We start from the raw sequence: 18,144 nt of genomic DNA, 5'->3' as shown, positions 1-18,144 counted from the left end.
ACAGGGACCTGGGCGCCTCCTGGCGCACGACGGCGGCTTGGGCTCACCAGCGGGAGGGCCCACTGACGGTTTCTCTCGCTGCTTGGCCTAGACGTGGGGATCGAATGGCTTGGCATGCCCCGCGAAGATCGCGCCAAACGACACGCTGAAGACAAGCTCACCTGCGGCGTTCTCGACCTCGATGGTGCAATCGTGAGGGTTTCGATCCCATGTAACGAACACGCCATCGAGATCCCGGGCCGCGCGCAAGGCCCCGTTGTGAGCTGTCACAGCATCGGGAAAGTCGAGACCCAAGTCATCGTAGCTCAGGGTCTCGCCGCGGCATCGGACATGAAAGAAAAAGCGGGGCATGGCCTTCCAGGGGCTGGTCGGTCGATGGCTGGACTCCCCTCCGTCCCAAGTTGGGAGGGACGCCGCGAGGGTCAAGCCGCCGCCAGGATCTCGTCGGCCGGTCCGAAGAACTCGTAGTGAATGCGGTTCGACCGCACACCTGCCAGGGCCAACCCGCCCACGAACGCCTTCAGGAACGGCCGCGGCCCGCAGAGATAGTAGCCCGCCTCGTCCAGCGGCGTATTGGCGCGCAGCCAGTCGATGGTGATCAGCCCAACGTGGTCGAAATCCTCGCCCTGGCGGTCCTCGGGCCGCGGCTCGACATAGAAGGTAGTGGCCTTGACGTTCGAGAAGGCTTGGGCCAGGGATCGGACGCGGTCCTTCATCGCATGGGTCGAACCGTTCAGCGTGCCATGCACGTAATGGACGGCCTTGTGGGGGTAGCGGGCGGCAACTGTCTCCAGCATGCTCATCATCGGGGTCAGGCCAACCCCGCCGCTCAGCAGCACCACGGGCCGGGGCGACTCCTCATTGAGGAAGAACTCGCCCGCCGGCGGCGCCACCTTCAGCACCTGCCCGACTTCGGTCTGATCATGCAGCCAACGAGAGGCAATGCCGTGCGGCTCGCGCTTGACCGAGATGCGGTAGGTCTCGCCGTTCGGCACGCTGGAGATGCTGTAATTGCGCTTGAGCGGATGCTGGCCCGGCACCTCGATCCAGAAGGTCAGGTACTGGCCGGGACGGTGAAGCAGGACCGGTCCGCCGTCCTCAGGCCGCAGCACGAACGAGGTGATGATCTCGCTCTCGCGCTGCTTGGCCTCGATCCGGAAGTCGCGCCAGCCGTTCCAGCCGCCGGGTGCGGTGGCGAGACTGGTGTAGATCGCCTTCTCGCGGCCGATCAGCACGTGCGCCAGGAACCAGTACGCTTCGCCCCAGGCCGCCAGGATCTCGTCGGTGGCGGCATCGCCGAGCACGTCCTTGATCGCGCCAAGCAGCGCCTCGGCCACATGCGGATAGTGTTCGGGCAGGATGTTCAGGCCGACATGCTTCTGGGCGATGCGCTCGACGGCGGGCGCGAGCGCGCCGAGATTGTCGATGTTCTGCGCGTACGCGAGGATGGCGGAGGCCAGCGCCTTGGGCTGCGAGCCGGTCTCGCCATGGTGCGACTGGTTGAACAGGTCACGGATCTCCTCGTTCTGGAACATGCGCTCGTACATGCGCTTTGTGACCGCGAGCCCGTGCTCCTGGAGGGCCGGAACGGTGGCCTTCACGAGATGAATGGTGGTGTCGCTCAATGTGTCCGTCACGGGATGGTCTCCTGGGATGCAGCATCACGGAAAAGGTACTGACGGACCAGTCCGGCATGCGGGAGGTCCGCCGTTCTGCTCCAGGCGTTACGCCGTCGGGGCTGGTGTCGAAACTAAGGGATTGCCCTGATCACCGATGCTCGCAGGACGGCACCCCGGTCACTGACGCCGCGGGACCGTGGTCGGGATCTCGGCGCTACAGGCTGCCCTCTCGACGGCCACCAGGACGTCCAGCGCCCGCCAGGGCTTGGGCAGGAAGCGCGCCGTCTTCGGCAACCCGTCCTGCGGCAACCGCACCCGCCCGGAGGTGATGAGCACCCGGATGTGGGGCCAGCGCGCCGCGCAGGCGAGCGAGAGGTCGACGCCGTCCGCCCTCCCCGGCAGCGTCACGTCGGTGAAGACCATCACCACCGCGTCGGCATGGTCCTGCAGGAAGGCCAGGGCCGCATCGGCGGTCTCGACCTCGACGACATCCAGGTCGGTCTCCTCGATCACCGTCGCGGCCAGATGACGGAGCTCCGGCTCGTCCTCGACCACCAGCACCTTTCGCCGGATCGCCTGTCCCATCACCATCTCCATGAAAGCGGCTTGAGGAGCGCAACAAGGCAGGAACTCCCGGGCCAACAGCGGTCCGGTGACAGTCCTGCGGCGCAATCCGCGGCACCGAAAACAGGCGGCCCACGCGACATGGGTCCCAACCTCATGCGGGCGCCCATGTTCCGGGCGCCGGTCGAAGTTCCGCCAGAGGCAGCCTGGATCCGGGGCGCCGGCCGCCCCTGGGGCTGGCCTCAGCGCATGGCGAAGAGCTCCTGATGGAACCGCTTGGCCACCTTCAGCCCCTGGCGTGCGAAGTCCCGGCGCAGCGCCTCCCCGAACCCGGCCGGGCCGCAGAACCAGAGGCTGGCCTCGCGCCAGCCGGGAACGGCGGCGCGGATGCGCTCGCCGGTCAATCGTCCGTCACGCTTGTCGTGGAGGACGTGCAGATGGACGCCGGCGGCCTCGGCGTCGGCCCGCAGCTTCGTGATGGCCTCGTCGCTGTAGTCGGCTGTCGGATGGAACAGGTGGATCTCCCGTGTCCGGGACGGGTCCGGCTTCGCCTGCCGTTCCCGGGCAATCTGCTTCATGCGGGCGATGAAGGGCGTGATGCCAATCCCGCCCCCGACCCAGATCTGGCGCGGGCAGTCGTCCGCGAAGGTGAGGCAGCCATACGGCCCCTCCACCGTCACCGGCTCGCCGACGTAGCGCTTGGCGCGCAGGGTGCGGGTGAAGTCGCCCAGCTCCTTGGTGATGAAGGTGAGCCGGTGCTCGGCCGGGTCCCAGGCCGAGGCGATGGTGTAGGGGTGAGGCCCGTCCGAAGGATCCCCGCTCAGGAAGGCGAATTGGCCGGCTTTGTGCCCCGGCCAGCCCTCAGGGATGTCGATCTCGCCCTCAAGGACCCGAAGCTCCGGGTAGTAGCGAAGGCGGCTGATCCGGCCCTCGACCTTGCGGCCGGTGCCGATCCGGCGGAACAGGACCAGCACGGCCGCGACCGTCCCCCAGGCCAGCAGGCCGGCCGTGAGCAGGCCCAGCGGCGTCGCCCAGGAGCTGAACTGCATCAGCACGACCGAGTGGAAGACCAGCACCAGATAGGCCACGGCGATGAGGCGGTGGGTCTTGTAGAACAGCCGGTAGGGAATCCAGCGGACGAGGGCCACGACAATGAGCAGCACGGTGGCATAGAAGGCCCACTCGCCGACACCCTCCGCAGTGCCGCGCTGTGTCAACAGGAGCTGCTGGAGCGCATTGTCGACCACCGGCTTGGCGCCGCGGGCCGGCCGCTCCAGCCAGCCGAGCCCGACCGCCCATTTCGGCCCTTGTGACCAGAGCCAGTGGGCCACCGCGAGAACCAAGCCGCCGATGCCAAGCCACTTGTGCAGGCGGTACATCTTGTCGAGGCCGCCGAGCCACCGCTCCGGCCAGCGCGGGCGCAGAGCCAGGATCATCGCCAGGCTCATGCAGCCCATGGCCAGCACACCGCTCAGCTGGACCATCGATCCGCGCAGGGCAAAGAAGCCGGCAGGCTGCAGCGCGAGAGGGTCGGCCAGCAGCCACAAGGCGGCGAGCAGGGCCAACGCGCCCCAGAATGCGATCTTGATGTGCCCCATCCGACACTCCTTCGTCTGCTCCGTGGCAGAACGGTTTTTGAACATTCAAGCGTCCAAGCGGCGGGCACTCTCGGAGCCCCGCCGCCTTCTGTCGTTGATCGGCGTCAACCTGCGGCAACGGCCTCTGTGCGTGGATGCCAAGGTCTGCCGGCGCTCAACCTGCTCTCAACGGGCCAGCGGCTTCCAGCCCGGGTGGTCGAAGTGGTCGCCATAGGCGTTCAGCGCCTGAACGATGGCCGCCGCGCCTTGCTGCTGGCCGCCCTCGCCCTTCAAGGCGTTGACGCCGTCGAGGAGTTGGGTCAGCGCCAGATGGAGCTGGAGGTCGGCGTCCCCCGGCAGCCGGCAGTTCGCCACCACGAAGTCGACCTGCTCCTGCACCCAGTCGCCGAGCGTGGACAGGTCGGCCGCGCTGTAGCGGCCCGAATGGATCAACGGCAGGGAGGCGTCGATCACCTCTCGAATCTGGCTCATGCCGGTCCGCAAGGCCTCGTCGGTCTGCCACTTCTGGCCGTTGTTGAGGGTCAGCTCCACGGTGGACACACCGTGGCTCTCGTGCCCCTGCGGGGCGGCCGCGAGGGCCACCCCGGAAAAGCCCGCCGTCAGGCCGAGTGCGACCAGCGCAGCGGCAATGGATTTGTTCATGACCATGATCGGATCTCCTGTTTCGTCGTTCGATGGGCTGGTTTGTGTTACCGTTCAGCGAAGCCGTGCCCGAACGAGTTCGCCTGTGGCCTGGGCGTACACGGCCTTGATCGGGAAGCCGCTGTCGTTCACGGCCCGGACCTCGTAGCAGCCGTGCTCGGCCTTGATCCGGCTCACGCGGTAACCTGAATCCTCCAGCCCCTTGCTCACCGCGCTTGCGGCGAAGGTCCGGCCGTCGGCGCTAGGTGCGCAGCGGCTGTCGGAATCGTCGGCCAATGCCGGACCGGCGAGCCCCGCCGCGAGAAGGGCAGTCGTCATGATGATCGTGCGCATGTCGGTCTCCTGGTGTCCTGATCCGAACGGGCATGTCCGGATCGATGGGGATGACATTAGCGGCCTGCCGCTTTCGGCCTGCTGTTGATCCATGTCAGCGAATTGTCAGGTCCGCGGAGGCATCATCAGCTCATGAACAGAACCCGCCGCGAAATGGTATTCCTCGGCCTTACCGCAGCCCTGCTGCCGACCGCCGTCTTGGCTGATCGCGAGCGCGACTCCGACCGGGCCCGCCATGCCGTTGAGCGGGGCGAAGCACTTGCGCTGGCCGACATCCTGACGCGGGTGCGTTCCGATCTTGGGGGCGAAATCGTCGGCGTGGAGTTCGAGCGCAAGCGCGAGCGATGGGTCTACGAGTTCAAGGTGATCGACCCGGGCGGGCGCCTGTGGGAGGTCTACGTCGACGCCGCCACCGCAGACATCGTCAGGCGGGAGGGCCACTGATGCGCATTCTGCTTGTCGAGGACGATGCCCGCATCGCGCGCAAGGTTGCGGCCGTCCTGACGGACGCGGGCTACGCCGTCGATCAGGTTGCTGACGGTGAAGAAGCCTGGTTCCGCGGCGACACGGAGGACTACGATCTGGCCGTCCTCGACCTCGGCCTTCCAAAAATGGACGGACTCACCGTTCTCAGGAAATGGCGGGCGGCCGGACGGGACCTGCCAGTGCTGATCCTGACCGCACGGGGCGCCTGGGCCGAGCGGGTCGAGGGCATCGATGCCGGCGCCGACGACTACCTCGCCAAGCCGTTCGCCATGGAGGAGCTGCTCGCCCGCGTGCGCGCCCTCCTGCGCCGGGCGGCCGGCCGGTCCACGCCCGTTTTCTCGTCTGGCCGGGTTGTGCTCGACACCCGCAAGATGCGGGTCACGGTCGACGACGTGCCGCTCAACCTCTCGCCGCTCGAATACCGCTGCCTGAGCTACCTCATGCACCATGCCGGGCGGGTGATCCCGCCCACGGAGCTGATGGAGCACCTCTATGCGCACGACCACGACCGCGATCCGAACGCGCTGGAAGTGCTCGTCGGGCGCCTGCGCCGCAAGCTCGGCGTCGACCTGATCGAAACCCGCCGCGGCTTCGGCTACCTCGTGCCGGAGCCCGCCCCCACATGAAGCAGGGCTCCCTCAGGCTGCGCCTTCTCGCGGCCGGTACGGCCTCTGTCATCCTCGCCCTCGCGCTGGCAGGCCTCGGCCTGCTGCTGCTGTTCGAGCGGCATGTGGAGCGGCGCATGGCAGCCGAACTCGGCTCACAGCTCAACCAGCTGGTGGGCAGCCTCGCCCGGACCGCGGACGGCGCGCTCGACATCGGCGTGCCGCCGGCTGAGCCGCGATTCCTCCAACCCCTGAGTGGGCTCTACTGGCAAGTCACTGAGGAGGGAGCCGGAACCGTGCTGCGGTCGCGCTCGCTCTGGGATGCCACGCTGCCCCTGCCGTCCGATGTGCCTGCCGCCGGGGAGATCCACCAACACGCGATCCCCGGTCCCGGCGGCGCCTCTCTGCTGGCCGTCGAGCGTCGGATCGCCCTGCCGGCAAACCTCGGGGGCGGAACGATCCGCGTCGCGGTCGCCCTCGACCGGGCGGAGGTCCATGCCGCCGGCCTCGCGTTTGCCTCCGATCTCCTCCCGTCCCTGGCTCTTCTGGCTGCGGTCCTGATCGCCGCCGCGTGGATCCAGGTCAGTGTCGGCCTGCGCCCGCTCGATGCCGTGCGCCGCCGATTGGCGCAGGTCCGCTCCGGCAAGACAGCCCGGCTGGGTGAGGCCTTCCCGGAGGAAGTCAGGCCGCTTGCCGCCGAGGTCGACCACCTGCTCGACGAACAGGAACAGGCCATCGCCCGCGCACGGGCACGGGCCGCCGACTTGGCGCATGGCCTGAAGACGCCATTGACGGTCCTGAGCGCCGATGCGGAGGAACTGCGAACACGCGGAGACACCCGCCTTGCCGGCGAGATCGAAGCCATCACCGCCGGGATGCGCCGGCATGTCGAGCGCGAGCTGGTGCGGGCCCGGATCGGCCTCCGGGCGCGGTCGGGCCCGGTCCAGCCGGTCCGTCCCGTGGTCGAGCAGGTGGTCGGCGTGCTCCGGAGAACTCCGCAGGGTCGGAAGCTGACATGGGAGATCGACGCCGTGAACAATCTGGGTGTCCAAATCGATGCCCAGGATCTGACCGAGATCCTCGGCAACCTGGCCGAGAACGCGGCCGCCTGGGCGGCCGGCATGGTGCGGATCAAGGGCCAGCAGGAACACAAGGCGGTCCTCCTCCTGGTCGAGGACGATGGTCCCGGCGTGCCCGAGGAGCAGATCGACACCGTGCTCGCCCGCGGCGGCCGTCTGGATGAGACCCGCCCCGGGACTGGGCTTGGTCTCGCCATCGTCGGCGATCTGGTCGAGGCCTACGGCGGCTCGCTCGCCTTGCGGCGCTCACCGCTCGGCGGCCTTCTTGCGGAGGTCCGGCTGCCGAGCGGGGGCTGAGCGGCAGCCTCAAGATGCGCGCTTGCGGCCCGTGATCATCGCCTTCACCAGGTTCTCGCCGTGCTCCAGGCCGGAGAAGACGACACCCGCCACATGCAGGACGATCAGGCCGATGGTCGTGTAAACAAGTCCCTCGTGAAGGTCCTCGACCCACTGGGAACCCCAAAACGCATCGGTGGTCATGGCGAAACCGGTGGCCGCGATGCCGCCGATCATGACGAGCAGCGCCACGACCATGGCGCCGCCTGCCGGGTTGTGCCCGAGAAACCGCGGTGCCCTGAACCGAAGCGCCTGACCTGCGTAGGTCGCGATCTCCCGTGGTGAGCGAACGAAGTCGCTGAACCGGGCGTGCCTGGATCCGACGAAGCCCCAGACGATCCGCAGTGCAACGAGAGCGGCAATGGCATAGCCGACGCGGATATGCAGCCACTCGCTCTCGTCTCCGGTTGTGAAGGCGAGGACAAACAGGCCCACGAGGCCCCAGTGGAAGATCCGGACGAAGGGGTCCCAGACGCGGACGGTCTTTCCCCGGGGTGAGGAGGCGGTGGTCGCCGGCATGGCGCCGGCGGCCTCGACCGCATGTTTGCTCGCGGTCATGGCGTCACTCCTTGGCGACGATCTCGCCGGAGGTGGGATCGACGAACAGCTCCGTACGGGCATTGTTGGGGTCGAGGGCGTAGATCTCGCCGCAGGCCTTGGCGATTTTGGCCTTCTGGACCTTGTAGCCCTGGGCCTCGGCTTTGGCCTTGAGGGCATCGACCGAGAGCCATTGGCTCTGGGGCGCCGTGGTGCAGGGCCGCCCGAGGCTGCTCGCTTGGGCTGAGAAGGCGCTGGCGATGACGGCAGCAGTTGCAAGGGCGATGGTGGTATAGCGCATGGGTTTCTCCTGTTGCGTCCAGCGCCGGTGGAGGCGCCTGGAATGCCGGGAGAGTGGCGAAAGTCTGCTGTCAGGCTGCTGTGGAAGGCTGTCAGCGAGGTGACAGGTTGGACGGGTTAGAGAGCATCTCTGCCGAAGGATCCGGTCTGGTCCTGCCCGGCTCCAGGGGCGGATTCGATCCAGCGCATGGCTGGGGAGCTCCCGGGATCCATAGTGGGCCGAGTTCTCCGGCGCAGAACTGTTGCCGGCCTGTACGGAAGGATGTCGCCGATGCCGCGTTACTCGAAAACCCTCATCATTCTCCATTGGGCCATGGCCCTGCTGATCCTGGCGGCCTAGTTCACCGCCGAGGGCGGACGGCAGGTCCGACTCAACCCGCCTCTTCTGCACTTCTCGCTCGGGCTTGCCGTGCTCCTTCTCATCGTGCCGCGGCTCATCGCCCGCTGGTGGGGCAGCCAACCCCGCATCGAGGATCCGCAGAGCCCCTGGCTCAATCTGGCGGCTAAGACCGGACATGCTGTGCTCTATGCCTTCATGATCGGCCTGCCGCTCACCGGCTGTTATGCCGCCTCGCGGCTGGGCGTGCCGGTGTCGTTCTTCGGCCTTCCCGTGCCCGCCCTTGCCGCGTCCGTGCAGGGCGCCCCCGGGACCATCGCGGAACTCCATGAGGCAGGCGGCACTGTCATTCTCGTTCTTGCTGGTCTGCATGCCGTGATCGCCCTGTGGCACCAGTTCGTGCTCCGAGACGGGACGATGGAACGCATGAACCCGGTCTAGGTGCGGTCTTGCACCGCCACCGGGAACACTGGCCGGCCGCGGACTTTGCGGTTTGGATTTGCTCCAAAATATTTTAGAAGAGTTCTAAACTATCCCCAACGATTCATTGGGATCCATCCCGCCGGCGCTTCAAGGAGCCGTCCATGCCGCCGCTTTCCATCCCGCAGGCCGCCAACCGCACCGTGCCGCTGGAGGATCATGCCCGTTCCCACGAGGACAGCGTGCATGACCACGCCCCTTTCGAGCCCTGGGCCATCGGCCGGATGGCGGTGGCGCTGTTGGGAGCGGCGATCCTGTGGTTCCGGCTTCACGAACCCCTTGCCCCAGCGAGTGTGATCGGCATCGCCACCCTCGCCTTCGCCGGCTGGCCGATGTTCAAGGAGGCCTTCGAGAACCTCTTGGCCCGGCGCATGACCATGGAACTCTCCATGACCATCGCCATCCTGGCGGCAGCGGCGATCTCCGAGTTCTTCACGGCTGTCGTTGTCATGCTGTTCGTCCTCGTCGCGGAGGAACTGGAGCACCTGACTGTCGCCCGCGGCCGCCTCGCCATCAAGGACCTGATCGACTTCGTGCCCCGCGAAGCACGGGTGCGGCGCAACGGAGACGTCCTGACCGTCCCCGTCGACAGCATCGTCGCTGGCGACACGGTGCTGGTCAGCCCCGGCGAGAAGGTGCCGGTCGACGGAACGGTGGTGAGCGGCCACTCCTATGTCGACCAGTCGCGCATCACCGGCGAGTCCATGCCGGTCGAAAAGGTTGAGGGCGCCAATGTCTACGCGGGCTCGATCAACCAGATGGGCGCTTTGGAAATCCGGGTCGAGCGCGTCGGCCGCGACACCAGCTATGGTCGCATTGTCGAGGCGGTTGAGCATGCCGAACAGACCCGTGCCCCGGTGCAGCGGCTGGCGGACCAGCTTGCCGGCTACCTCGTCTATTTCGCGGTTGGCGCGGCCATCCTCACCTATGTCCTGACCCGCGACGTGCGCGACACCATCTCGGTGGTCATCGTGGCCGGCGCCTGCGGCATTGCCGCCGGAACGCCGCTTGCCATTCTCGGCGGCATCGGCCGCGCGGCGCGGCTCGGCTCCATCATCAAGGGCGGCGTTCACCTCGAAACGCTCGGGCGCATCGACACGGTGGTGCTCGACAAGACCGGAACGCTCACGGTGGGCGAGCCCGCCGTGCAGGCCATCAGTCCGGCTCCCGGCATCGATCCGCAGGATCTTCTCCGCTTTGCCGCGGCTGCGGAACTGCATTCGGAGCATCCGCTCGCCCGCGCCGTCGTGTCGGAGGCCTCGAAGCAAGCCGTCCCAGTCCCCGAACCTGACAGCTTCTGTTACACCATCGGGCGCGGCATCACGGCGAGCGTCGAAGGGCGCACCGTTCTGGTCGGCAATCGGAAGCTCCTCGCGGAAGCCGGGATCGAGACGCCGATCCGTGTGGATGGCCAAATCGGCTCCGACATCGTCGTGGCCGCCGACCGACGCTATCTCGGCGAGATCATCGTTGCCGACACGATCCGCCCCGAGGCCCGCAAGGCCATCGAGGCCCTCCACGGCCTGAAGGTCCGCACGATGCTGCTCACCGGCGACACGGCGGCGGTGGGCCGGAGCGTGGCCCAGGAGCTCGGGATCGACGAGGTCGTCTCCGACATGCTGCCCGAGAACAAGCTCAAGACGGTTCGCGAGCTCGTGTTCCGCGGCCATGCCGTCGCCATGGTGGGCGACGGTGTGAACGACGCCCCCGCCCTCACGGCCGCCAACCTCGGCATCGCCATGGGATCCGGCACCGACATTGCCAAGGAGAGCGCTGACGTCGTTCTCATCGGCAACGATCTCGGCAAGCTGGTCGAGACCCTGCGCATCGCGCGGCGCACGCGCACCATCATCTGGCAGAACTTCGCCGGCACCATCGGGGTGGACGCGCTCGGCATCGCCCTTGCGGCGTTCGGTTTCCTCAACCCGCTGCTGGCGGCCTTCATCCACGTCGGTTCGGAGCTTGCCTTCATCCTCAACTCGGCCCGGCTCCTGCCGGTCGGACGCACATCAGGCACGCCCGGCCGCAGATGACCTGGAGGAGTTGGGCCTGCATCCGCTCCACGAGCGAGCCTCCTGGCCGTTGTTGCGGCCGCGCGCTTTGGACGGACTATGCCGCTGGCCGGCGACAAACATGGCACCGGGCGGAGCCATCCAACAGCGGCCGAAGGCGCCTGCTTCGACAGATTTTGATGGGCCCGGCACCGGTTCCCTTGGCCCAACCGCAGGATGGCCCCAGAACATCTGTCGTGCACCGCATCACACTCTTCGGTGAAAGAGGCGGCAGACAGGGCGGCATGTCGACCGCGCTGCCGGGTTTCGCGCTGGACGACGCCGTTGCGCCCGAACCGGCAAGCGGGGCCGGTCCATGAGTGATGCGCTGTTTCTCCTGCTCGCTGGCCTGCTCGCGGGCGGCATGAACGCCTTGGCGGGCGGGGGCACTTTTGTGTCCCTGCCGGCCCTGATCGGCGCCGGGGTGCCTTCGGTGAGCGCGAACGCCACCGGCACGGTCGCCTTGTTCCCAGGTGGCCTCGCCAGCACCTGGGTCTACCGGGACGGCCTGACAGCTGTATGCGGCGTGCCCCTCGTGCCGGTTGGCGTCGTCACGCTGGTGGGAGGCCTCAGCGGAAGCCTGCTGTTGCTGTGGACGCCGGCGGCCCTGTTCGACCAGGGGCTGCCGTGGCTGCTGCTCGTCGCCACGATCATGCTGGCCTTTGGCCGGCGGATCGGGCCTGCGCTGCGCGCCCGCTTCCGGGCCGGCCTTCCGACGATCCTGGCCCTGCAATTTCTGCTTGGCGTCTACGGAGGCTATTTCGGCGGGGCGGTCGGGCTGATGATGATGGCGGCCTGGAGCATTCTCGACGGCGCCGAGGTCAAGGCGCTGAATGCGCCGCGCACGCTGATGGTGAGCGCCGCCAACGGCATTGCCGTCCTGTCCTTCGTCGTTGCCGGCGCGGTTGCGTGGACGGCCTGCCTGCCGGTGGGGCTCGGGGCGGTCGCAGGCGGATGGTGTGGAGCGCACATCGGGCGGATCCTGCCTCCCGCGGCGGTCCGGGCCGGGACGTTGCTGCTGGCCGCCGGCACCACGGTGGCGTTCTTCGTGCGGGCTTATGGTTGATGCCGCCCCGCCGCGAGAGCGGGCGACCTCACGTCGCTCGGCCAGGCAGGCGGTCCGCCAATATCCGACGGCCGGTGCGGACAGCGCCCAAATTCATCAAGGCAGCCAAATGCAAAGCCTGAACTCTTTAGGAGGCGGTGGCGCCATGATATGACCCCGCGCCTGTGCAGCGTGGGAGGTGGGGGCAGAGATGGCGGATGGCGGGGTCGTGGACCGGCACGGCATGACGGCGGAGGTGGAGCTGCGCCTGCTGGCCGAGTACTGCACCGATGTCATCGCCCGTGTCGGGGCTGACATGACCTTCAGCTACATTTCACCGTCGGCGGAACGGATGTTCCGCCTGCCGGTCTCGGAGGTGATCGGGCATCCTGTGCGGGAGTTCGTTTATCCTGAGGACCTGCCGGTCATCGCCGCCGCGACGGAGCGCCTGGTGGCGGGGGAGGTTGACAGCTCGACCGTTACGGTCCGGGCCATTCGCGGTGATGGGACCCTGGTATGGGTTGAGGTCACGTCGCGGCCCATCGGTGATTATGCCCTTGGCCAGCCCGGCGACCGGGCCGTGGTGATGCGGGACGTGACCGAACGTAGGGCGCTGGAGGATCAGCTGACCGCCATGGCGACGAAGGATGGCCTGACCGGCCTCGCCAACCGCCGCTCATTCGATGAGACGCTTGCCCGAGAATGGCGCCGCACCGTTCGCGAGATGACGCAGATGTCGCTCCTCCTGCTCGATCTCGATCACTTCAAGGGCTTCAATGACGCCTATGGGCATCTGGTGGGGGACGACTGCCTCCGCGCGGTCGCAGCCGCCCTCCAAAGCCTGCCGCTCGGTCCTGGGGACCTGATCGCACGCTACGGCGGAGAGGAGATTGCGATCATCCTGGCACTGGCCGATGCGCAGCGTGCGGTGACGGTGGCGGAGCACGTCCGCGTGGTGATCGAGGCCCTGGCTCTTCCGCATGAGGCCACGTCGTCGCCCGGGGGCGTAGTTACCGCCAGCATTGGCGCTGCAACGGCCGTTGTCCGAACCGGAGGCTCGGCCGGGATGCCGCACGCCCTGCTCGCCGCGGCTGACCGCGCGCTCTATCAAGCCAAGGCTGGCGGCCGAAACCGGGTGGAGACGGCCCTGATCCTCGCGGCCCCGGACGAAGACTGATCAACCGTCACCGAGCGTGCGTCCCTGACATCCACCGGAGTGTTCTGCCCCCAGAATCGGAGTCGGTTTTCGACAGTGCATGGGTGGAATCAGGAGAGCGATTGGATCACAGCGTGTTGGTTGCGCGGCGGCGCTTGAGCAGATCATGGGCCAGTGAGGGCAAAGCCAACAGCAGCAGGAGCGATCCCAGGGGAAGGCACGTGGCAAAGCCCCAGTGTTGAAACCCGAACGCCCCAAACACACCCCCGGCGAAGAAGGAGCCCAGGAGCAGGCCCAGCAGACGTAGCTTCGGCCGGTCGGCGCGGACCCGGAGGATGTCCGAACGGGTCGGATCCCTGTTCCAGTACACGAGCTTGCCCAGCTCGATGCCGACGTCGGTGACCATGCCCGTCACATGGGTGGTTCGGATGCGGGCGCCGGAGATCTTCGTCACGGTGGCGTTCTGCAGCCCCATGATGAAGCAGAGCATGAGAACGGCCAGCGGGGTGAACCCGGGGTGCCCTGGGCCAAGCCGCCGAGCAGCCCGAATCCGAGCAGCAGGAGCGCCTCCAGCAGCAGGGGCCGGGCGAAGAAGTCGGGCCGGTTGCGGCGGCGGCCCCAGTTGATCAGGATGGCCGAGCAGGCCGCTCCGGCGACAAAGGACAGCAGCCCGCCCAGCCCCGCCGCCACGAGGCTGAAGGCGCCGAGGGCAAGGTTGTCGGCCAGGGCCGAAAAGATCCCGGACATGTGCGAGGTGTACTGGCCCACGGCGAGGAAGCCGCCCGCATTGGCCGCCCCCGCCACGCACGCGAGCACCATCCCAAGCTGGGCGTCGGCTCTCCCCGACCGTCCCGGGGCGATGGCCCGCCGGGCGGAGCGGACATACCGGCCAACCAGGCCCCAACGCGGCCGAAATCGGTGCTTCCGGTTCATCGCCGACCGTTACCACCGCACCATGGGCAAGACCATGATCCCGAGAGGTGGGCTGGGTTGCAACGAGGGGGCTGCACGGTTCCAGCGGGAGCCGCCGTTCCGAAAGCCCAATGGAGCCTACGCCATGTCAGAGGATCCAGCCTTGATCCGCTCGGCCACCAAGGCTTGCAGGTGCCAGAGGTTGCGGTCGCGGATGCCGTGCTCGTGCAGGTGCGCGACGGTGTTGTGGAGGTACTCGGCGCAGGAGCCCAATGCCCGCAGGCCGTGGCCAGCACGTCCGCCACCTGCTCCGGCGGCAGCCGGCCGGTGTAGAAGCGCGACGCCCGGTTCATCACGAACGCTACCGCGCGCAATGGCCCTTGGGCCGTCTCCACGGCAATCCATCGCGGAAGGTTGTTGGGCGGCTTCACGGTCATCTCGCGTCGGACCAGCTTCCCGAGCTGCCCTCCGAGGTTGTCCGGCGCAAGCCTGAACACAACGCCCCGGCACTGGCCGCCCCGGTCGAGGGACATCATCAGCCCGGGCTGGTCCTTGGTTGCCGCGGAAGCGCTCGATCCGGAAGCAGAACGAGCGGTGCCAACCCCGGGCCGTTCCCCGCCGCGCTTCGGCATGCTCCAGTTCCGGCTTCCAGATCAGGGAGCCATAGGCGAACAGCCAAGTGTCCGGCCCGCCGGGATGCGCGGCAAGCAGGCTTCGCACCACGGCGTCGTAGTCCCCGGCCGTGTGGTAGGCGAGGTTGGGGTCCGGGCCGGGATCCTCTAGGGTGCGGTGGACCCGCGCCACGTGCTGCGGCGTGAGCGCCATTCGGGCTGCCATTCGGTCACTCCCTGACGGTCGAGAGCCTCCGTCGATGATACCTGCGCAGGCGCGTTGCCGCCAGGATGCGCCCACCGGCATCCCGCCGGGCCGCCCCCACACAATCCGCAGCCGCGTTTAACCTGGGTCATGGCCGGCGCGCCTGGAATCGGGCAGCCTGGAAAGGCTTCAGAGTTCTTCCTCCCTCTGGATCCCCTCTCCCTCCCGGGGCTACCCCGGCGAGGGAGTTTCTTTGCCGGCCGTGGCATGGCCACCGGGGGCAGCCAGCGTCCACGTTCATGGGCCTGCCCGGCTTCCCTGCCATCGAGGGTTCGGCGACCTGACCTCAGCCCAACGGGCACCGCGCCTCCAGCTGGTGGAGAAGGGCCCTCAGGCGCTCGGGGACGGGCGCGTTCACAAGGTCCTGGTAGAGGCTGGCCAGCATCTGCCCCAGGATGAGGTTCACCTGGTCCTGGATCAGGTTGAGGCTGTTCGGAATCTGTTTCATCGGATCACAATATCTTTGGCATCCATCATCAGGCATGGCACCGCTTCCGCGCCATGCCTTGCAGCGGCTCGATTAACCTAGGTTATCGGCAACCCGCGAGGCCCTGGCCTGGTTTCAGCTGGGCCGCAATACACATGGCGGCCGAGCTGGGGCAGCGCCCAGGAACGGATGATGCCGCCACAAGGGCTGCGGCCAACCACCACAGGCGGGAGTTTTCTCGCCCGCGCAACCGGGCCGACCTTCAGAGAAGGCACGGTCCGCGGCTGACGGTGGCACGACGATCATTGGCTCAGGAACAGCATGGTCGCGACCCCGATGGACATGAGGATGGCGAGCGCCGTTCCGGTCAAGCCCAGCGCCCCCTTCTCAGGTGCGGGGGCGCGTCAAAGCCTATGATCGGCGGTCGCGATCAGCACCGCACCTGGCTCTTCCTCGTCCTGCTGACCCTCGCCGCCATGGAGGTCGGCGGGACCCAAGGTGATGCCTCCCCGCTCGGTTGGGTCGGCCCCGGCGCGTGATCGCGGGCCCGGGATTCCAGGCCGCCGCCATCCTGCGGCGTTTCCTGGAGCCGCGACGGGCCTCACCTGGATGGCGAGCGCGCTTTTACGTCTGTCTCGCCGCTATCGGCGGCCTGCTGTTCGCCGCCTACGGCATTGACTGGCGAACACTCAGGGATGCCACGCCGCCGCAGGATTCGCGCATCGCCGCGGAAGTGATCAGGCCGTCACGCGCGGACGCGTGAACACGTTCCAGTAAACCAACGCAAAGCCCACAAAGGCTCCGGCCCAAGCCAATCCCGCCACATGCAGCAGGGCGTCCGACCAGACGGGGTGGAGGGCCGCACAGACCCGCGCGAGTGCGCCGGCGACGAGCAGCAGATAGAGCCCCTGCATGGCCGCGGACGCGATCAGCGCCCGGCCGGTGTGCCCGAGGCTCGCCCGGGACATCACGGCCAGCGTCATGATGCCCATGGCGCCGCCCGACCAGGCGTGGACGCCGGCGGCGGCGGACACAAGCCCGAAGGCAGCCAGCCCGCTCAACACGAAGCCGAGCGGCACGAAGGCATAGGCGACATGGAGAATGAAGACGAGCCGGTCACGCCAGGTGCGCTCCCCGGCCCAGCGCGCCAAACGCGCCACTTGAAGCACGCCAGCCGCGATCAGCATCGTCCCGGTTATGCTCCAGCCAGGCGCGGCGATCCATGCCAGGAGGGCTGCGCCGGCGGCGCCCATGGTGACCATGTCGAAGCGGCCGAACGGCGCCGGCAGACGGCCGGGATTCTCGCGCGCGAGCCAGTTGCGGGTGAAGCTCGGGATGATGCGGCCGCCGATCAGCATGATCAGCATCATAGTGGCGGCAATCCCAAAGCGGATGCCGTAGTCGGCTGCACCCAGGACATGCGCCTCGACGTGGAAGAGGACGTTGCCGGCCAGGAGGACTCCGAGAGCGATCAGGACCTTGAGGTTGCGCCAGTTCCGGCCCTTGATGATCTCCCGGCCCATGGCCGCCGCGACCAGCAGCAGGAACGCATTGTCGATCAGGGCCGCGGCCTCCCAGCCGATCCATGCTGATGCGGTGACGGCAACGCGGCCGGCGGCCCAGGCCAGGACGAGGACAAGCAGCGGCCTGCCCTGAAGTGGCATGCGCCCGGTCCAGTTCGGCACCGCCGTCAACAGGAAGCCGGTGATCACAGCCGGAAGATAGCCGTAGAGCATCTCGTGGATGTGCCAGTCGCGCGGCGCGAAGGCCGTCGACAGCGCGAGCTCCCCATAGAACAGTGGCAGCCACGCAAGGATGGCCAACCCGGCGTAGAGCGAACCGAACAGAAAGAATGGTCGGAAGCCATAGGAGAGGAGCGCGGGTCCCGTATAGTCCCGCAGGCGGGGAATGGGAGCCATCACGGGCCTCCGTCTTTGGGGTTCACGCCATCAGGCGAACCCCGAGGAATGTGAGCGGCGCCAAGCCGCCAGCCGTGCGCACTGTCAAAATTTGGCGCCGCCGCGGCAGCTTCACCGCGGCAGCGTATGGGACTCACAGCACGAGGTTACTTCGCGGCCGTCGTTGTCGTGGCGAGCTTGTCGAACAGGGTGGCGAAGGCCTGCTTGGCCTTCCCAGGATGGGTCGCCGCCTTCGCCTGGTCCGCGTTGGTCGGCTCGCCGACGACGACCATGCCGACCATGCCCATGCCGTAGTGCGGCTTGCACTTGTAGCCGTACACGCCGGCCTTGTCGAAGGTGACCGAGATCTCCTCGTTGACCTTGCCGGTGAAGGCCTTGCCGCCCTCGGGCAGCATCGTCTCGATGCTCTCGACGTTGTGGCCCTTGTCGGCAGCCACGAACTTCACCGTGTCGCCCGGATTGATCTTCACCAGCGCCGGCTCGAACACCATCACCCCCTCGGTGCCCTTGTTGAGCATCTTCACCTCGACCTCGGCGGCGCCGGCGGCGCCTGCAAAGCCGAGGGCCGCGACGAGGGCGCCGAGCACGATGACATTCCGCATGATCCACTCCTGTTGCCTTGTGAAACTCGCGAGCTCCGATCCGAAGCTCTTGCGGATGGTGATACGTCGGGCGAGTCCGCCTGTGTTTGATCTCGCGCAATGAGTTGGCATTTTTGCGCGGAAAGCAGCGCGCGGCGGGGGCGCGACTTGCGCCAGGGCAAATATCGCCAGAGCACACGTCATGCGGGGCCTCCGGCAATTCGCGGCCCCGTTTGCGCCTGGTCAAAGAGCGGCCTGCCC

General features: G+C 67.6%; 20 protein-coding genes and 2 pseudogenes. 8 read left to right on the top strand and 14 right to left on the bottom strand.

Going from position 1 to position 18,144, the window contains the following annotated elements; translation table 11 throughout:
* Positions 1-87: 87 nt before the first annotated feature.
* From ACUXUR_RS02415 to ACUXUR_RS02390, 6 genes are all read right to left on the bottom strand, one after another.
* On the bottom strand, positions 88-351 hold the full coding sequence (locus tag ACUXUR_RS02415) for a DUF6894 family protein (RefSeq protein WP_445500721.1): 264 nt from the start codon (positions 349-351) through the stop codon (positions 88-90).
* Between the two features lie 71 nt (positions 352-422).
* The gene (hmpA, locus tag ACUXUR_RS02410; protein WP_445500720.1) at positions 423-1,637 is read right to left on the bottom strand and encodes an NO-inducible flavohemoprotein; all 1,215 of its coding nucleotides are present in this window, start codon (positions 1,635-1,637) and stop codon (positions 423-425) included.
* A 159-nt stretch (positions 1,638-1,796) separates the two neighbouring features.
* Complete coding sequence (locus ACUXUR_RS02405) at positions 1,797-2,204, bottom strand: response regulator (RefSeq protein ID WP_445500719.1); 408 nt, start codon at positions 2,202-2,204, stop codon at positions 1,797-1,799.
* 221 nt (positions 2,205-2,425) lie between these two features.
* Positions 2,426-3,781 (bottom strand): ferredoxin reductase family protein, encoded by a 1,356-nt coding sequence (locus ACUXUR_RS02400; protein ID WP_445500718.1) that lies wholly within the window; start codon positions 3,779-3,781, stop codon positions 2,426-2,428.
* Positions 3,782-3,946: 165 nt separating this feature from the next.
* On the bottom strand, positions 3,947-4,429 hold the full coding sequence (locus ACUXUR_RS02395; protein WP_445500717.1) for a hypothetical protein: 483 nt from the start codon (positions 4,427-4,429) through the stop codon (positions 3,947-3,949).
* A 48-nt stretch (positions 4,430-4,477) separates the two neighbouring features.
* A complete protein-coding gene (locus ACUXUR_RS02390) occupies positions 4,478-4,756 on the bottom strand; it encodes a PepSY domain-containing protein (RefSeq protein ID WP_445500716.1) in 279 nt (92 codons plus the stop codon).
* 132 nt (positions 4,757-4,888) lie between these two features.
* Between ACUXUR_RS02390 and ACUXUR_RS02385 the strand changes: the two genes are divergently transcribed.
* Genes ACUXUR_RS02385 through ACUXUR_RS02375 form a run of 3 tightly spaced genes read left to right on the top strand, consistent with a single transcriptional unit; the run spans position 4,889 to position 7,223 of the window.
* Entirely contained in the window at positions 4,889-5,200 is a 312-nt protein-coding gene (locus tag ACUXUR_RS02385) for a PepSY domain-containing protein (protein ID WP_445500715.1), read from the top strand.
* A complete protein-coding gene (locus tag ACUXUR_RS02380) occupies positions 5,200-5,868 on the top strand; it encodes a response regulator transcription factor (protein ID WP_445500714.1) in 669 nt (222 codons plus the stop codon). The genes ACUXUR_RS02385 and ACUXUR_RS02380 overlap by 1 nt, the downstream gene beginning before the upstream one ends.
* Positions 5,865-7,223, top strand: coding sequence for a sensor histidine kinase (locus tag ACUXUR_RS02375; protein WP_445500713.1), 1,359 nt, complete (start codon positions 5,865-5,867; stop codon positions 7,221-7,223). The genes ACUXUR_RS02380 and ACUXUR_RS02375 overlap by 4 nt, the downstream gene beginning before the upstream one ends.
* A gap of 9 nt (positions 7,224-7,232) precedes the next feature.
* Here ACUXUR_RS02375 and ACUXUR_RS02370 read toward each other — a convergent pair whose 3' ends face one another.
* Positions 7,233-7,820: a cytochrome b/b6 domain-containing protein gene (locus ACUXUR_RS02370; protein ID WP_445500712.1), complete on the bottom strand. Its 588-nt coding sequence runs from the start codon at positions 7,818-7,820 to the stop codon at positions 7,233-7,235.
* Positions 7,821-7,824: 4 nt separating this feature from the next.
* Positions 7,825-8,100, bottom strand: a complete 276-nt coding sequence (locus ACUXUR_RS02365; RefSeq protein WP_445500711.1) for a PepSY domain-containing protein — start codon at positions 8,098-8,100, stop codon at positions 7,825-7,827.
* A gap of 384 nt (positions 8,101-8,484) precedes the next feature.
* On the opposite strand from ACUXUR_RS02365, the gene ACUXUR_RS02360 reads away from it, so the two are divergent.
* The 4 genes from ACUXUR_RS02360 to ACUXUR_RS02345 all read left to right on the top strand — a co-directional run bounded on the left by ACUXUR_RS02360 (position 8,485) and on the right by ACUXUR_RS02345 (position 13,189).
* Positions 8,485-8,877: a cytochrome b gene (locus ACUXUR_RS02360; protein WP_445500878.1), complete on the top strand. Its 393-nt coding sequence runs from the start codon at positions 8,485-8,487 to the stop codon at positions 8,875-8,877.
* A 143-nt stretch (positions 8,878-9,020) separates the two neighbouring features.
* Positions 9,021-10,949: a heavy metal translocating P-type ATPase gene (locus ACUXUR_RS02355; protein WP_445500710.1), complete on the top strand. Its 1,929-nt coding sequence runs from the start codon at positions 9,021-9,023 to the stop codon at positions 10,947-10,949.
* A 334-nt stretch (positions 10,950-11,283) separates the two neighbouring features.
* Positions 11,284-12,033, top strand: coding sequence for a sulfite exporter TauE/SafE family protein (locus ACUXUR_RS02350; protein ID WP_445500709.1), 750 nt, complete (start codon positions 11,284-11,286; stop codon positions 12,031-12,033).
* A gap of 190 nt (positions 12,034-12,223) precedes the next feature.
* On the top strand, positions 12,224-13,189 hold the full coding sequence (locus ACUXUR_RS02345; protein ID WP_445500708.1) for a GGDEF domain-containing protein: 966 nt from the start codon (positions 12,224-12,226) through the stop codon (positions 13,187-13,189).
* A gap of 130 nt (positions 13,190-13,319) precedes the next feature.
* Here the strand turns inward: ACUXUR_RS02345 and ACUXUR_RS02340 are convergent.
* From ACUXUR_RS02340 to ACUXUR_RS02325, 4 genes and pseudogenes are all read right to left on the bottom strand, one after another.
* Positions 13,320-14,065 (bottom strand): annotated as a pseudogene (locus ACUXUR_RS02340) (YoaK family protein); the annotation flags it as partial.
* A 32-nt stretch (positions 14,066-14,097) separates the two neighbouring features.
* Positions 14,098-14,613 carry a gamma-glutamylcyclotransferase gene (locus ACUXUR_RS02335; protein ID WP_445500877.1) on the bottom strand — a complete coding sequence of 172 codons (516 nt, stop codon included), beginning with the start codon at positions 14,611-14,613 and terminating at the stop codon, positions 14,098-14,100.
* A 46-nt stretch (positions 14,614-14,659) separates the two neighbouring features.
* Positions 14,660-14,905 (bottom strand): annotated as a pseudogene (locus ACUXUR_RS02330) (gamma-glutamylcyclotransferase); the annotation flags it as partial.
* 337 nt (positions 14,906-15,242) lie between these two features.
* Positions 15,243-15,404, bottom strand: coding sequence for a NepR family anti-sigma factor (locus tag ACUXUR_RS02325; protein ID WP_445500707.1), 162 nt, complete (start codon positions 15,402-15,404; stop codon positions 15,243-15,245).
* 134 nt (positions 15,405-15,538) lie between these two features.
* On the opposite strand from ACUXUR_RS02325, the gene ACUXUR_RS02320 reads away from it, so the two are divergent.
* Entirely contained in the window at positions 15,539-15,922 is a 384-nt protein-coding gene (locus tag ACUXUR_RS02320; protein WP_445500706.1) for a hypothetical protein, read from the top strand.
* Positions 15,923-16,120: 198 nt separating this feature from the next.
* On the opposite strand, the gene ACUXUR_RS02315 is transcribed toward ACUXUR_RS02320, so the two are convergent.
* On the bottom strand, positions 16,121-17,302 hold the full coding sequence (locus ACUXUR_RS02315) for an NnrS family protein (RefSeq protein ID WP_445500705.1): 1,182 nt from the start codon (positions 17,300-17,302) through the stop codon (positions 16,121-16,123).
* A 146-nt stretch (positions 17,303-17,448) separates the two neighbouring features.
* Positions 17,449-17,904 carry a pseudoazurin gene (locus tag ACUXUR_RS02310; protein WP_445500704.1) on the bottom strand — a complete coding sequence of 152 codons (456 nt, stop codon included), beginning with the start codon at positions 17,902-17,904 and terminating at the stop codon, positions 17,449-17,451.
* Between the last annotated feature and the right edge of the window lie 240 nt (positions 17,905-18,144).

Source organism: Microvirga medicaginis (genome assembly GCF_052658925.1).
Note: the sequence above shows the minus strand (reverse complement) of the source record. Positions and strands in the feature narration are given on the sequence as shown.